The organism is Pseudomonas sp. NPDC090233 (assembly GCF_044772285.1).
In the GTDB taxonomy this organism is placed as follows: domain Bacteria; phylum Pseudomonadota; class Gammaproteobacteria; order Pseudomonadales; family Pseudomonadaceae; genus Aquipseudomonas.
Window position 1 is genome coordinate 647,616 of record NZ_JBIVYQ010000002.1, and the last position, 14,038, is coordinate 661,653.

The 14,038-nt window shown below is 62.5% G+C and carries 11 protein-coding genes; 1 reads left to right on the forward strand and 10 read right to left on the reverse strand.

Features of this window, described 5'->3' with window-relative positions:
- Positions 1-14: 14 nt before the first annotated feature.
- From ACIQUF_RS07430 to tssA, 9 genes are all read right to left on the reverse strand, one after another.
- On the reverse strand, positions 15-1,976 hold the full coding sequence (locus tag ACIQUF_RS07430) for a type VI secretion system Vgr family protein (RefSeq protein WP_403129977.1): 1,962 nt from the start codon (positions 1,974-1,976) through the stop codon (positions 15-17).
- A 93-nt stretch (positions 1,977-2,069) separates the two neighbouring features.
- On the reverse strand, positions 2,070-4,712 hold the full coding sequence (gene tssH, locus ACIQUF_RS07435; protein ID WP_403129979.1) for a type VI secretion system ATPase TssH: 2,643 nt from the start codon (positions 4,710-4,712) through the stop codon (positions 2,070-2,072).
- Complete coding sequence (gene tssG / locus ACIQUF_RS07440) at positions 4,705-5,748, reverse strand: type VI secretion system baseplate subunit TssG (protein WP_403129982.1); 1,044 nt, start codon at positions 5,746-5,748, stop codon at positions 4,705-4,707. Before tssG ends, tssH begins: the two co-directional genes overlap by 8 nt.
- Entirely contained in the window at positions 5,733-7,607 is a 1,875-nt protein-coding gene (tssF, locus tag ACIQUF_RS07445) for a type VI secretion system baseplate subunit TssF (protein WP_403129985.1), read from the reverse strand. Before tssF ends, tssG begins: the two co-directional genes overlap by 16 nt.
- A complete protein-coding gene (tssE, locus tag ACIQUF_RS07450; protein ID WP_403129988.1) occupies positions 7,604-8,122 on the reverse strand; it encodes a type VI secretion system baseplate subunit TssE in 519 nt (172 codons plus the stop codon). The genes tssF and tssE overlap by 4 nt, the downstream gene beginning before the upstream one ends.
- A 99-nt stretch (positions 8,123-8,221) precedes the next feature.
- Positions 8,222-8,704: an Hcp family type VI secretion system effector gene (locus ACIQUF_RS07455; RefSeq protein WP_403129991.1), complete on the reverse strand. Its 483-nt coding sequence runs from the start codon at positions 8,702-8,704 to the stop codon at positions 8,222-8,224.
- Between the two features lie 49 nt (positions 8,705-8,753).
- On the reverse strand, positions 8,754-10,250 hold the full coding sequence (gene tssC / locus ACIQUF_RS07460; protein WP_403129994.1) for a type VI secretion system contractile sheath large subunit: 1,497 nt from the start codon (positions 10,248-10,250) through the stop codon (positions 8,754-8,756).
- Positions 10,251-10,340: 90 nt separating this feature from the next.
- The gene (tssB, locus tag ACIQUF_RS07465; RefSeq protein ID WP_403129996.1) at positions 10,341-10,850 is read right to left on the reverse strand and encodes a type VI secretion system contractile sheath small subunit; all 510 of its coding nucleotides are present in this window, start codon (positions 10,848-10,850) and stop codon (positions 10,341-10,343) included.
- Positions 10,851-10,909: 59 nt separating this feature from the next.
- Entirely contained in the window at positions 10,910-11,923 is a 1,014-nt protein-coding gene (tssA, locus tag ACIQUF_RS07470; RefSeq protein WP_403130000.1) for a type VI secretion system protein TssA, read from the reverse strand.
- 261 nt (positions 11,924-12,184) lie between these two features.
- Between tssA and ACIQUF_RS07475 the strand changes: the two genes are divergently transcribed.
- Positions 12,185-12,718, forward strand: coding sequence for an RNA polymerase sigma factor (locus ACIQUF_RS07475; protein ID WP_403130003.1), 534 nt, complete (start codon positions 12,185-12,187; stop codon positions 12,716-12,718).
- A 35-nt stretch (positions 12,719-12,753) separates the two neighbouring features.
- Here ACIQUF_RS07475 and ACIQUF_RS07480 read toward each other — a convergent pair whose 3' ends face one another.
- Positions 12,754-14,037 carry a Zn-dependent hydrolase gene (locus ACIQUF_RS07480; protein WP_403130007.1) on the reverse strand — a complete coding sequence of 428 codons (1,284 nt, stop codon included), beginning with the start codon at positions 14,035-14,037 and terminating at the stop codon, positions 12,754-12,756.
- Position 14,038 lies beyond the last annotated feature (1 nt).

The following is a 14,038-nucleotide window of genomic DNA, read 5'->3' on the forward strand; positions in this document are numbered from 1 at the left end:
AGGTTGACGAAATTTCAGTGCTGGCCATCATCCGCTTCCTTGGGCTCCAGCGGCTCACCGGCAGGCCCTGGCCGCAGGGCCTGCGCCAAGGCATTCGCGGCAGCGGCCGCCTGGGGCAATGGCAGTGGCGGCGCCGAGGTGATGATGGACGGGCCAATGGTCAGGAACGAACCACCGGCCTTTAGGGTGATGCTCGCGCCGGCTTCGATCATCACGTTCGTGCCGCCCTTGATGTGGACATCCATACCACCGCCGAGGCTGGCTTTCTTGCCGCCCTGCAGCAGCAAGTCACCGCCGCACGCCTGCGCCACGTTACCCGCGGCCTTCTCGGTGCGGTCACCCAGCACCTGCTGATGGCGGTCGCCACCGATGCGTTCGCGCACGTCTCCGGCAACACGGGAATGGCGATCACCGCCCACCCAGTCCAGGGCATCGTGCTTGATGCGCTGTTCCAGATTCTTTTCGGCATGAATGAACACTTGCTCAGCGCCCTTGCGATCATCGAAGCGCAGCTCGTTGTAGCCGCCTCCACCTTGGGCTGTGCAGCTTCTGAGCGTCGATCGGGTGGCCTGCTCGGGCAATGTGCAGGGCGGCATGGTTTCAGCGTTGTAGACACAACCGGTGACCAACGGGCGATCTGGGTCACCTTCCAGAAAGCTCACGATCACTTCCTGGCCGATGCGTGGCAGGTACAGGCTGCCCCAGCGCTTACCCGCCCAGCCCTGGGCGACGCGGATCCAGCATGAGCTGTTTTCATCGTGCGCGCCTTCACGGTCCCAGTGGAACTGGACCTTGATTCGGCCGTAACTGTCGGTCCAGATCTCTTCACCCTGCTTACCCACGACCTTGGCGGTCTGCGGGCCGTGAACCATTGGCCGGGGCGTGAGGCACTGTGGCCGAAACTCTTGTTGGCTAGGCATGGCGGTGAATCGGCAGGTCAGCAGCGGCTCCATCGCACCGGAACGGGTTGGCTCGCAGGCATCGGACGACAGCACGTAGTCAGCGGACAGCACCAGCATCTGCTGATTCTGATCGTCACGAGGATGTTCGGCGAGGGTGAACAGGGCGCCAGGGACCAGCCCTCGGGCATGCGTGGCCCCCTCGACGCGCCGATAACTGGCTTGACGCGCCTCGATACGGTGACGGGCCAGGGTTTCGCCCTGCTGGCGTTCACGATATTTGCCAGGGTAGTCATAGCGTTCGTGGCGAGACTGGCCGTAGTCGCGCGCCAGGGCCGACTTGACCAGCAAATTCGCCGACGGATTTTCGAAATCGTAATCTTGCAAGACCCACGCGCCGGGCTCGACCTCGGCGCTCATGCGCCAATCGTGGATCACCTCATGCTCGCACCTGGTAGGGTCTTGCACCGGCAGATAGCTCAGCTGCTCGTAACCCTCTACCGGCGAGTGCGCGATATAGCCGTCAGCCAGCAGCAGCGTGTGTCGCCCTGCGGTACTCTTGAAAAAATAGTAGATGCCGGAATGTTCCAACAGACGGCTGACGAAATCGAAATCGGTTTCGCGGTATTGCACACAGTATTCCAGTGCAGGGTAATTACCACTGAGCCCGGAAGTGTCGAGGTCCACGACGGAGTAAGCGGCGCAGACCGATTTGACGATATCCAGCACGCTTTGCTGCTGGAAGATCCGGCAATCGCTACTGTGGGTGAGCAGCCACAACCAGGGACGCACGACCGCACGGTAAGTGGCAAACCGGCCCTGATGGCCGGTGTAGGCAAAAGAGGCGACCACGCCACTGAAATGGCGCTGACCGCCCCTGGGCAGTTCCACGGCAACCGTCAGCGGGGTGGCCAGTAAATCATCCGGGTTCAGGTCGGCGCGTTCGCTGTATAGGTCGAGTCGGTACTCGCTCAGCCTCGACAGGCCTTCGCTGGCCGTCATACGCCGGAGCAACAGTGTGTCTGCGCCGATCGCGCAGGTAACAGCGATTTGGCGATGGGCTTGAGTCACAGGCATCGTGCACTCCTTGGCGACTGTTGGGCTGATAGGGAATACAACAGTCGACCGTCTCGGTTTATTCCCTGTCGCCCAGCAAAAAAGGCGCGCGTTTTACGCGGCGCGAGGGGACGAAGGGCTGAACACGAATGAACCGCTGTGCACACTGATATGCAGCCCACTCAGCGCTTCTGCACGCAGCCTATGTTCGAGACAGATCCGGCTGATGCTGGGCAGAATCGACTGAGTCAGGATCGCATCGATCATCCGCCCACCACTCTCGAACTCGGTGCAGCGGCTGGCGACCAGTGCCACCACCTCGTCGTCGAAGGTCAAGGGCACGGCATGGCTGGCCTGCAGGCGCTGCTGAATGCGCCCCAGCTGCAGGAGGATGATGCTGGCGAGCAGGTCGTCGCTCAGCGGGTAGTAAGGCACCACCACCACGCGTCCCAACAGCGCCGGTGCAAACACCTGCAGCAACGGCGCCCGCAGCGCCTGGGCAAGGGAGTCGGGTTCTGGTACCACACCTGGCTGCCGGCACAAGCGCTCGATGGTTGCGGTACCGACATTGCTGGTCAGCAAGATCAGGGTGTTGCGAAAATCGATGACTCGGCCCTCTCCATCCTCCATCCAGCCTTTGTCGAACACTTGGTAGAACAGTTCGTGCACGTCGCTGTGAGCTTTCTCGATTTCGTCCAGCAATACCACACTGTAAGGCCGCAAGCGCACCGCCTCGGTCAGCACGCCGCCCTCCCCGTAACCAACATAGCCAGGCGGTGCGCCCTTTAACGAGGAGACCGTATGGGCCTCCTGGTATTCACTCATGTTGAGCGTGATGAGGTTCTGCTCACCCCCGTACAAGGTTTCGGCAAGCGCCAGGGCAGTCTCGGTCTTGCCGACCCCTGAGGTGCCTGCGAGGAGGAACACGCCCACCGGTTTGTCGGGGTTGTCCAGGCCCGCACGCGCTGTCTGGATGCGCCGGGCGATGGCTTCCAAGGCATGGTGTTGGCCAAGGATGCGCTGCGACAAAGTGTCGGCCAGGTTGAGCACGCGACCGATCTCGTTGCCCACCATCTGGCCAACCGGAATGCCGGTCCAATCTTGCACAACGGAGGCGACTGCCTGTTCATCCACAGTGAGCAGGATCATCGGCGACTCGCACTGGGCATCGGCTAGGGCCTGCTGCTGGGTGCGCAGCGCGTGCAGGGTGTCGTGGTCGTCTGGCTGGTCCCGCACTTGCTCGCGCAAATCGAGAATGGCCTTCGCCTGACGTTGCTCGCCTTGCCATCGCGCCTCCAGGCCAGCAAAGCGCTGCTGCTCGCCTGCCATGCGCTCGTCAAGCGCGTACTCGCGCGCTTCAGTGTCGCCCCCCACGGCGCGCTCACGGGCAATGATCGCCCGCTCGGTTTCCAGCGCCTCGATGCGTCGCTGGCTGTCCTCCACGGCCGCCGGAGTAGCGTGCTGGCTGATGGCTACGCGCGCGCAAGCGGTATCCAGCAGGCTGATGGCCTTGTCAGGCAGTTGACGCGCGGGGATGTAGCGCTGGGATAGCTGCACTGCCGCCACCAGCGCTGCGTCGAGCAGTTGCACCTGGTGATGGCGTGCCATGCCATCGGCAAGCCCCCTCAGCATCAATAGCGCGCGAGCGGCGTCGGGTTCATCGACCTTGACGGTCTGGAAGCGTCGCGTCAGCGCCGGGTCCTTCTCGATATGCTTGCGATATTCGCCGAAGGTGGTGGCGCCGATGGTGCGCAAGGTGCCGCGGGCCAGCGCAGGTTTGAGCAGGTTGGCCGCATCGCCCGTGCCGGCCGCGCCACCCGCGCCGATCAAGGTGTGGGTTTCGTCGATGAACAACACCACCGGTACAGGGCTGGCCTGCACCTCGTCGATCACCGACCGCAGGCGTTGTTCGAAATCACCCTTCATGCTCGCGCCAGCCTGCAGCAGGCCAATGTCCAGCATGCGCAATCGCACTTCGCGCAACGCCGGTGGCACGTCACCTCGGGCGATACGCTGGGCCAGGCCCTCGACCACGGCTGTCTTGCCGACGCCAGCCTCGCCGACCAGCATCGGGTTGTTCTGACGCCGACGCATGAGGATATCGATTACCTGACGGATTTCATCGTCGCGCCCGACAATGGGATCTGGCGCAGTTTCGTGCGCCAGGGCGGTAAGGTCGACGGTGAACCTGGCGAGCGCCATCTCGCCGCCATCCGCACTCTGCCCTGCACTGACCTCGCCCGACGCCAGCGTGAATCCATCCGTGGCTCGCTGGCGGGCTTCGGGCGAGTCGGCCAGGATCTGAGTGAAATGATCGGCCAGATCTTCGACTTTGACCTTGGCAAACTCGGCGGACATGGCCAGCACCGAGTTACGCAACGTCCGGTCCTTGAGCAGACTGAACAGCAGATGCCCTGAGCGCACCTGAGTGTCGCCAAACAACAACGTGGCCTGCACCCAGGCTCGCTCCACGCTCTCTTCCAACAGCGACGACAGGTCGGTGATCGAGGTCGAGCCGCGTGGCAAACGGTCAAGGGCCGCGGTCAGGTCACTGTGCAGCCGTGCGCTGTCCACCCCGTAATGGCGCACGATACGCACCAGGTCACTGTCAGCAGCCTGCAGCAGTTGGTGCAACCAGTGCACCATTTCCACATAAGGATTGCCGCGCAACTTGCAAAATTGCGTACTGCTTTCGATGGCGCGATAACACAGGCTGTTGAGCTTCCCGAACAGGGCCACCCGGCTGATCTCAGACATGAACGGTTCCTTGCGATGAAGGTGAAAAAGCAGGAGAAATACGAGGTTTGATTAATAACTGGCGGTCGTCATCGGTCGCCGGCGCACTAAGCAGCCAACTGTTCCAGCCAAGCCGTGTACCTTGACCCAGACGCGCAGCCGGCAGGTGCTCCCGGGCAACGATCAAGTTGACGTCCCACTCCAGCGTCAGCCCCGCGTAATGGCGAACCCAGTCGGTAAGACGGCGCATCCCCAGGCTGCCTGGAAGCAAGCTGCACAGCTGTGGCATGTCCAGCGGGCCAATCAGCAAGCGGAACTTGCCTTGGGCATCCCAGACCCGGCTTCCCACTACCGTGTCCATACCGAGGCGCGCGGCATCCGGCCCGCTGCGCAGGGCGCACAAGCCATCGGCCGGCAACGGCATCCAATGGCCAACGAATTGCGCCACCCGCACCGTCACCCGCAGGTCATCACTGAGCACAGCGGCAAGGCCTTGTGCATTGCGTGCGTGGGGCGCCAGGCGCCCGGCATAGTGCAGCTTGGCCAGATGTGGGACAGCATCGCGCCCTTGTAGCGAGGGCATGCCCAGGCCAATCAGCGAGGCGACATAATCGGAAAAGCGATCCGCCGCAGGGCGGTCAAGGCTCACCGTCGGCTGCGCACTGGCCCAGGCGCGATAGAACAGGCTGACCATGCGGTGGTTGAACATGTCCAGAAAGCGCGCCAAGGTTGGGTCATTCAGGTTGCGCTGGCGGTCACGCACGTATTCGGTCAGGTGCAATGGCAACGGCCCATTGGCCCCCAGCACACCGAAGAAATTGAGCAGCAGACGCGGCGCCTTGCCTGCCCCTTCGTGCTCCAACCCTGCCAGCATCGCCGGCTCGAACGCCAGCGATGGGAGTTGGCCAAAGCGTACCGGTTCGTGGACCGGATGGCTGGCCTGACCGATCCGTGGGTGCTCGGCGAAGGCACATTCCAATTGACGCAATGCGGCATTGAAGTCGTAGCCGGCAGGCTCACGTCCCAGGCGTTGCAACAGGGCTACAGGATCGCGCATCGCCCGACTCTCGCTGGCCATTGCATGATCAACCCACGCGTGACGCCAAGTAGCTGGGTTTCGGTAAACGCGTTGATCGAGACGTACTTGGCGAAAAATTGCTCCAGCACTGCACCGAAAATGAACAGGCTGGCGCCTTCAAAAGCGCTTTCGTCGACCGTTACGCAAATCTGCAAACCCCTGCCATAGGCAATTCGACCGGGAATCGGCAGGCGCCGTACGATCGAATGAGCACTCACCGAGCGCACCCCTTCGACCTGCCTGTGCGCCGACGCATCGTTGGGGCCACAGTACAATCGCAGCAGGTCGCGCAGCGCCGTCGCACCTTGCTCCGGGCTCTGATCGAACAGCGACAGATAATTGAGCGACAGGTGGCTGACCAGTCGCCACGCCGTTTCGCCTTCTGCGAACGAGGCCTTTGGCGCGGTGGGCCCCTCCAGGCAGCGCACCGCTTGAACGGGAGCACCGGAAACGACGGTGAAGTCGGTTTTACCAGTGCCCACAGGCATGCCCAACACCAAGTCACGGTTGGTACACAGGGCGTGGATGCTCAGCTGCCGCAAATCAGTGCGGTAGGGCGCTTCATGGCTGTCCACCAGGCTCAGAAACAGCTCGCTGCCGACGTAACTCGATCGCGGCCCTTGGCTGCGTTGGCGCTCGGACAGCACCCGGGTATCGCGGCGAACGTGGTACCAGGCGCCCTGCCCTGTCAGGTGCATATCGTTGGCCTGGTAGAACGATGAGAACGCTTGCTCGGCCTGGGCGCCACTGCCATGGCCAGTAACACGGGTAACCTGATACACCTCGAAATCCATCGGCCGCGTGCGGTCCGGCACTACGTGGTAATCCACCTGGTGTTCAGACAGGTGCACACGGTCTGTACTTTTGGGGAACAGGTTGATCGCTGGTGTGCAGTGCAGCGCGAACTGTGCAGGTGATACATGCTCTTCCAGCATCGGTTCAAATGTCTTGAACAACACCGTGATATCAAGCTGCGCGGCATCGCAACGCTTGATGCCAGCGTCCAGGCCGCCCAGTTCGATGAATTGGAAGCGCTGCGGCAAGCTGAAATATTCCTGCAGCATCCGGTAGCCCTGGAAGCTGCGCGGCCCGGCCGGTAACAGGGCCTGGTCGTCGGCAAAGCCTTGGGCGCGAAGTTGGCCGGGGTCAATGAACACATGCCAGCGGTTGTCGTCCTGCACCGGCTGGAGCAGCACACCCGCGGCTTGCGCCAGCAGTTGTTCGAACATCAGCCCCGCGAGCCCTGCCGCACCCCGCAAGTGTAGGGTCAGCGTGTCCAGGGCGAGGCTGTCGAAGGTCAAGCCCGCGCCTACGGCCAGACGCAAGCGCAACGCTGCCTTGACTGGCCCCAGCCGCGCCAGATCCACACCGCCGACTCGCCCGGAGCAGGCGAAATAGCATGCCTCGGTGAGCGCCAGCGGCCACAGCGTGACGTCATGCGCGGTGCGAAACTCGCAAGCGGTTTGGTCACCCTTGCCCAGTTGACTGTGCAGCGAGCTACCGCGAGGTACCGTGAAACCCTGGCTCAGGCTGCCCTCGTTAAGGTCCGGCTGTAACTGCACAACCGCCATGGACGGCGTCGGGGCGAGATAATGCGGCAGCACCAATTCCAATAGGTGGTGAGTGAAGCGGGGAAACTCGGCATCGATCTTCAACTGCACCCGCGCGGCGAGAAAGCTGAAGCCCTCCAGCAGGCGCTCGACATAAGGGTCTGCACAGGCATGGCTTTCCAGTCCCAGGCGGCCGGCAATCTTGGGGAAATCGCGGGCAAATTCACCGCCCATCTCCCGTAGATGCTGTAACTCGCGTTCGTAGTAGCGCAGCAGCTTGGCGTTCATCGGGCACCAACCGATTCACTGGCGTAGAGCCTCACATCGCCAGAATCAAGGTCAAGCTCAGTCTTCACGTACAGGCGCTCGGACAAAGGCTGACCCCACAGTTCACCGTGAATCTCGAATGCCACCCGGTGCAGGCCCGCCTGCTCTCCTTGCCGGGCCAATGCCGTGACGCGCACGCTGCCGGGCAGGATACGGGGCTCGAAATCTTCAATTGCCCGCTGAATGTGTCGGCTCAGGGCCTGAGCATCGAGTCCGGTTGCGGTTTTGCCGGACAGGTCCGGCAAGCCAAAATTGAGCACCGAACGCGCGGCCAGCGGGTAGGCGGAAAGCTCGCGCACAGTGCTTAGGGATGTGCTGTTGAGCAGCCAGCTCAGGTCGCGCAATACGGCCTTGCGCAGCGTGCGCATCGACATGACGCGTTGCTCGCGCGACTCACGTAATTGTTCGCGGGCATCGTCGCTGAGGCGGTCCAGCAACGATGGCTGCAGACGCTCCCGGTTGGTCAGTTCAACCATGATCGGGCTCGCTGCAAACACATGAGGGTGTACATCATTATTACTCCTCAACACAAAGCTGGCCGACGCTTCGCACGTCGACCAGCCCCAAGCTGCAAGTCAGAGCTTGGCGTTAGCCTGCAGGTCCCACTTCTTCGCGGTGCCGACGGTCACTTTGTCACCGCTGAAGGAGTCGTACTGGTAGCTGATCTTGGTGAAGTTGATGGAGAAGGTTTCGCTTGGCCGCTCGCCGTTGCTGCTGGCCGAGTACGAGCTGACGATTGCATCCTCCAGTTCGAGCTTGAAGAACACCTGGTCCTTGGCGTCGACGCCTCCGGTCTGGACGAAATGGATTTCGGCCTTGCCCAGGCTCTTGCCGCACACCGCCTCCATGAACAGATCGGCCGAGGCCAGGTCGGTGGACTTGGTCAGGATGATTTCCGAGAACGACGGGTTGCTGGTATCACGATCAAGACCGCCACCGGTGGTGGAAATGGAGCGGCCGACGCCCATTTGCAGTGCGTCGATGGTGATCCAGTCGGTGTGGCCGGAAACGGTCGCAGTACCTTTGATTTTCTTGCCGTTGAAGTTGAGCAGTATCATGGTCTAAACCTTCTCAGTCAGGTTGGTGGGGTGCAGCGAAACACCGCCGTCAGCTTTTGGCCGAAGGCAGTTTGGAAACCAGGCGCAACGACACCGTCAGCCCTTCGAGCTGATAGTGCGGACGCAAGTAGAATTTGGAGTTGTAGTAACCGGGGTTGCCCTCGACCTCCTCAATGACTACCTCGGCGCCAGCCAGTGGCTTGCGCGCCTTGTCCGATTCGGAAGCGGTAGCAGGGTTGATCTCGACGTAGCGGCCAATCCAGTTGTTGAGCCACACCTGCATGTCGGCGCGCTCCTTGAAGGAGCCGACCTTGTCGCGCACGATGCACTTGAGGTAGTGGGCGAAGCGGCATGTGGCGAACAGATACGGCAGACGCGCCGCCAGGTTGGCATTGGCGGTGGCGTCAGGGTCGTCGTACTCGGCAGGCTTGTGCAGCGACTGGGCGGCAATGAACGCTGCCAGGTTGCTGTTCTTCTTGTGCACCAGGGGCATGAAGCCGTTTTTGGACAGTTCTGCCTCGCGGCGGTCGCTGATGGCGATCTCGGTCGGGCAGGTCATGTCGACGCCGCCATCGTCGGTCGGGAAGGTGTGCACCGGCAGGCCCTCTACCGCACCGCCAGACTCGATGCCGCGAATCTGCGAACACCAGCCGTAGTGCTTGAACGAGCGATTGATGTTCACTGCCATGGCGTAGGCGGCGTTGGCCCAGGTGAAATCCTTGCAGCCTGCGGCGCTGGTGGTCTCTTCGAAATCGAATTCCTCCACCGGATTGGTCTTCGCTCCGTACGGCGCACGGGCCAGGAAGCGCGGCATGGCCAGGCCAACGTAGCGCGAGTCTTCCGAGCTGCGGAAACTGCGCCACGCGGCATGTTCCGGGGTTTGGAAAATCTTGGTCAGGTCGCGCGGATTGGCCAGTTCCTGCCACGAGTCCATCAGCATCACGCTGGGGTCGGCGGCTGCGATCAGTGGGCAATGGGTGGCGGCGCTGATCTTGGCCATCTGGCTCAGCAATTCGACGTCCGGCGCACTGTTGTTGAAGTAGTAATCGGCTACGAACGTGCCATAAGGCTCGCCACCGAACTGGCCGTACTCCTCCTCGTAGAGCTTCTTGAAGACCGGGCTCTGGTCCCAGGCGACGCCCTTGAATTTGCGCAGGGTCTTGTGCACCTCCTGCTTGGATATGTTCATCACACGGATCTTCAGTGTTTCGTCCGTTTCGGTGTTGCTGACCAGGTAGTGCAGGCCACGCCAGGCGCTTTCCACCGACTGGAACGCTTCCTGGTGAAGGATGAGATTGACCTGTTCGGACAGCTTGCGATCGAGTTCCGCGATCATGCCGCTGATGGTCACAAGCACATCCCCGGCGACCGGCGGCGTATGCTGCAGGGCTTGTTCAGCTAGCGTGCGCACAGCACTCTCAACGGCATCACGCGCCCGGTCGGTCTTGGGTTTGAACGCTTTATTCAAAAGGCTGGCGAAATCGCCTTGTTCGCCATCCTCGGTCGCCGTCGGTTCCAGCGGCTCGTGCGCTTGGGCGGTGGACATTGCTGCATCCCTCGTTTCTTGGGCATATAGGGCTACCTGCTGGAAACGCGAAGTCCCAGCCAGGTCAAGTTCGGTAATTGGGCCGGACTATCAGTCGGCGGCTGGATCGGTCGGCTTGGGCGCGCTGCCCAGGGCCTGTAGCAACGCAGGGTCACTGAGCACGCGTGCCAGTAATTGCTCGGCGTCGGTCTTGCCGTCCATGTAGGTCAGCAGGTTCGATAGCTGATTGCGCGCAGCCAGCAGCGCTTCGAGCGCGGGCACATTGCGCGCCACGGCACCTGGGCTGAAGTCGTCCATGCTTTGGAAGGTGATGTCCACCGGCAGGTTGCCTTCGCCGGTCAGGGTGTTGGGCACCTGCGCGACCACGCGGGGTTTCATCGACTTGAGGCGGTCGTCGAAGTTGTCGATGTCGATTTCGAGAAACCGGCGCTCGGCTACCGGCGGCAAGGGTTCCTCCGGGGTGCCGGAAAGATCGGAAAAAACCCCCATGACGAATGGCAGTTGCACGGTCTTCTCTGCGCCGTAGATCTCCACGTCATACTCGATCTGCACCCGCGGCGCTCGGTTACGGGCAATGAACTTCTGGCTGCTTTCTGTCATGTGGCTACAACTCCTGTGAGTGGTATCGATGGGGTGTACAGGCCTGGCCTGAGTTGGGGTCAGTGATCGTCGTAGCGGATGCCGCTGACCTTGGCCATCTGGTCCAAGCCATCAGGCGCCAAGTCCTGCAGCAGTTCGATGAAGTTCAAGTCCAGCAACTTGCACGCTCGCTGCAATAGCAGGGGAACAGGGCTTGTGGGTTCGTGTACGGCGAAGTAGGTACAAATGGCCAATAGTCCCTGGCGCACGTCCTCGCGGCAGGTGATATCACCCTGCATCCGCAGGCCTCCCGTCGCGCTTTGCGGTGCCTGATGCGGCTGCTCGCCCGGTGCTTGCGGCAAGCGCTGGCGCAGTGCTTCGGCGGCGCGCAGCAGCATCGCCGGCAGGGCTCCCATATCGATGGCGCAGGTAAAGCCGACGCGCTCGGTCAACAGCGCCTCGATGTGCTGGCTGCTCTTCAGGGCCTGTTCCAGATGCTCGAGTACAGCCTGCAAATGCTCATGCCCGGCTTGCCGAAACACAGCATCGATCATCGCCCGGGAGGCAAATGCGGGGTCGGCATCACTCGCATCGCCATTGGCCAAATCGATGTCGCGCAGGCTGACCCGCCCCAAGGACGCCGCCTCCACCAGCGGTGCCGCGCGCAGCTCCTGCAGCAGGCCTGCCTCATCACACAGGCTGGCGAGGATGTTGACGCGCTGTTGTGGATCGTTGTCGTCGTCCGGATCCAGTTGCGGGTGCACATGTTGCCAGTGGTCGACCAGCAAGCCCTCGATCAGCACCAGGCCGGCAGCCAGACCGGCGAAGCCGTGCAGATGCAGTTCGGCCCGGGCGAGATGCACGGCCAGACGCAAGTCTCGGCTACGACTGGTCAAGGCCAGGGTGAGCGGGTGGACACGCTTCCAGTCCGGCGCGATGGCCTCGGTGAGCGTACTGCCGTACTCGACTTCCGGCCTGCCCTGCACTTCAACCTCCAGCACGAGGTAGTCCGCGTCGTACTCAAGGCTTTCGCCGCAAGGGCAGTCAGTGCTCAGAGGTTCGGCCAGGTGAGCCAGGTGACTGGGAAGGTGCATGGGTGTACCCCGTCGCAATGTAGGTTCTGAGGGAAGAACACATGGACGAGGGAGTTTATTCCCCGGCGGACGGCGTAACGCCCGCGGGCATTCAGGGGGGAAATCTTTACTAGTGCCGCCGGTCGATGACTCGGTTCTTAACTTACCGGGTGTGAACAACCGGTTCGATGACAGTGACGTCCAAGGGCATGCGAGGGGGCTCCGCCGACCGGCAAACAAGGCATCTGCTTGCCAGCCCACCTCATCCTGGAACAACGAACCATGTCCAACGACGGCGTCTGCCTGCCCACCTTGCTTCCCACCCTGTTACCCCAGCTTTGGGCATTCGCACTGCGCCTTTCAGGCGATCACCATGATGCTGAAGACCTGGTGCAATTCGCTTGCTTGCGAGCGCTGGAGCGCGCCCACCAGCTAAAGCCAGGCTCCTCTCCCTTGAGCTGGGCCTTCGCCATCGTCCACTCCAGCTGGATCAACGAAGTGCGCTCACGGCGGATACGCAGCCGCTCGCGTACAGAGTGGGATGACACCGCCATCGAGTCGGTCAGCGACCCCAGCGCGCCCACCCCTGAAACCGAGCTGATGCACCAGCAGATACTCGCTGCGCTGAGCAACCTGCCCGACGGCCAGCGCGACGTCATGTTGCTGGTTGCAGTCGAACGCTTCAGCTACCGGGAAGCCGCGCAGATCCTCGGTATCCCCATCGGCACGGTGATGAGCCGAATATCCCGTGCCAGGCAGGCGATCGGCACGCAGCTTGAGGAGCATCGTCAGCAGCCCCGCCTGCTGCAGGCTTGAACAGGCGGGTGCTGAGCCGGTACTGCGCCGAAGTATCAGGCGGCCAGCCGACCACTGGCAATCGCCTCCGATGCCGCCAGCATCGCCCGCAGGAGCACCGCACAGCCCGCGGCAAGGTCCTCGGGCGTGGCGTTCTCGATCTCGTTGTGGCTGATGCCATTCTCGCAAGGCACGAAGATCATCCCGGCTGGCCCCAGCTCTGCCAGGAAAATGGCGTCGTGCCCTGCCCCGCTGACGATGTCCATGTGCGGCAAGCCTAGGGTATGCGCCGAAGTACGCACGGCATCGACGCAACCACGATCGAAGTACAACGCCGGGAAGTCGGCCGTGGGGGTCAGTTCATGGCTCAGGCTGTGCTTGGCACAGGTGGCGTCGATCACCGCGCGCACGTCGGCGATCATCGAATCCAGACGCTCGCCTTCAAGATGACGGAAGTCCAGGGTCATGCGCACTTCGCCGGGGATCACGTTGCGTGAACCGGGGTAAGCCTGCAGGCAACCGACCGTGCCGCAGGCATGTGGCTGATGAGTCAGTGCTGCGCGGTTGACGGCCTCGACCACCGCAGCGGCGCCGACCAGGGCATCCTTGCGCAGGTGCATCGGCGTCGGGCCGGCGTGGGCTTCTACGCCGCGCAGGGTCAGGTCGAACCACTTCTGCCCGAGGGCGCCAAGCACCACACCGATCGTCTTGGCCTGGTCTTCGAGAATCGGCCCCTGCTCGATGTGTGCCTCGAAGTAGGCACCTACTGGATGCCCCAATACGGCCCGTTCGCCAGCGTAGCCGATGCCATCCAGCGCCTCGCCCACGGTCACATCCTGGGCGTCGCGCTTGGCCAGGGTTTCCTGCAGGGTGAACTTGCCGGCAAACACCCCCGAGCCCATCATGCACGGCGGGAAGCGCGAGCCTTCCTCGTTGGTCCACACCACCACTTCCAACGGTGCCTCGGTTTCGATGCCGAGGTCATTAAGGGTGCGGATGACCTCAAGGCCCGCCATTACCCCGAAGCAGCCATCGAACTTGCCGCCGGTGGGTTGGGTGTCGATGTGGCTGCCGGTCATCACCGGTGGCAGCTTGGGATTGCGCCCGGGGCGGCGGGCGAAGATGTTGCCGATCCCATCGACAGTGACGCTGCAGCCAGCGGCCTCGCACCATTGGACGAACAAGTCGCGCGCCTGGCGGTCGAGGTCGGTCAACGCCAGGCGGCAGACGCCGCCCTTGGGCGTGGCGCCAAGGCGTGCGAGGTCCATCAGGGATTGCCACAGGCGATCTGTTTTGACGTGGCGTTCGGTAGATTGCAGGACATGCTGGGCTGGGGTCATC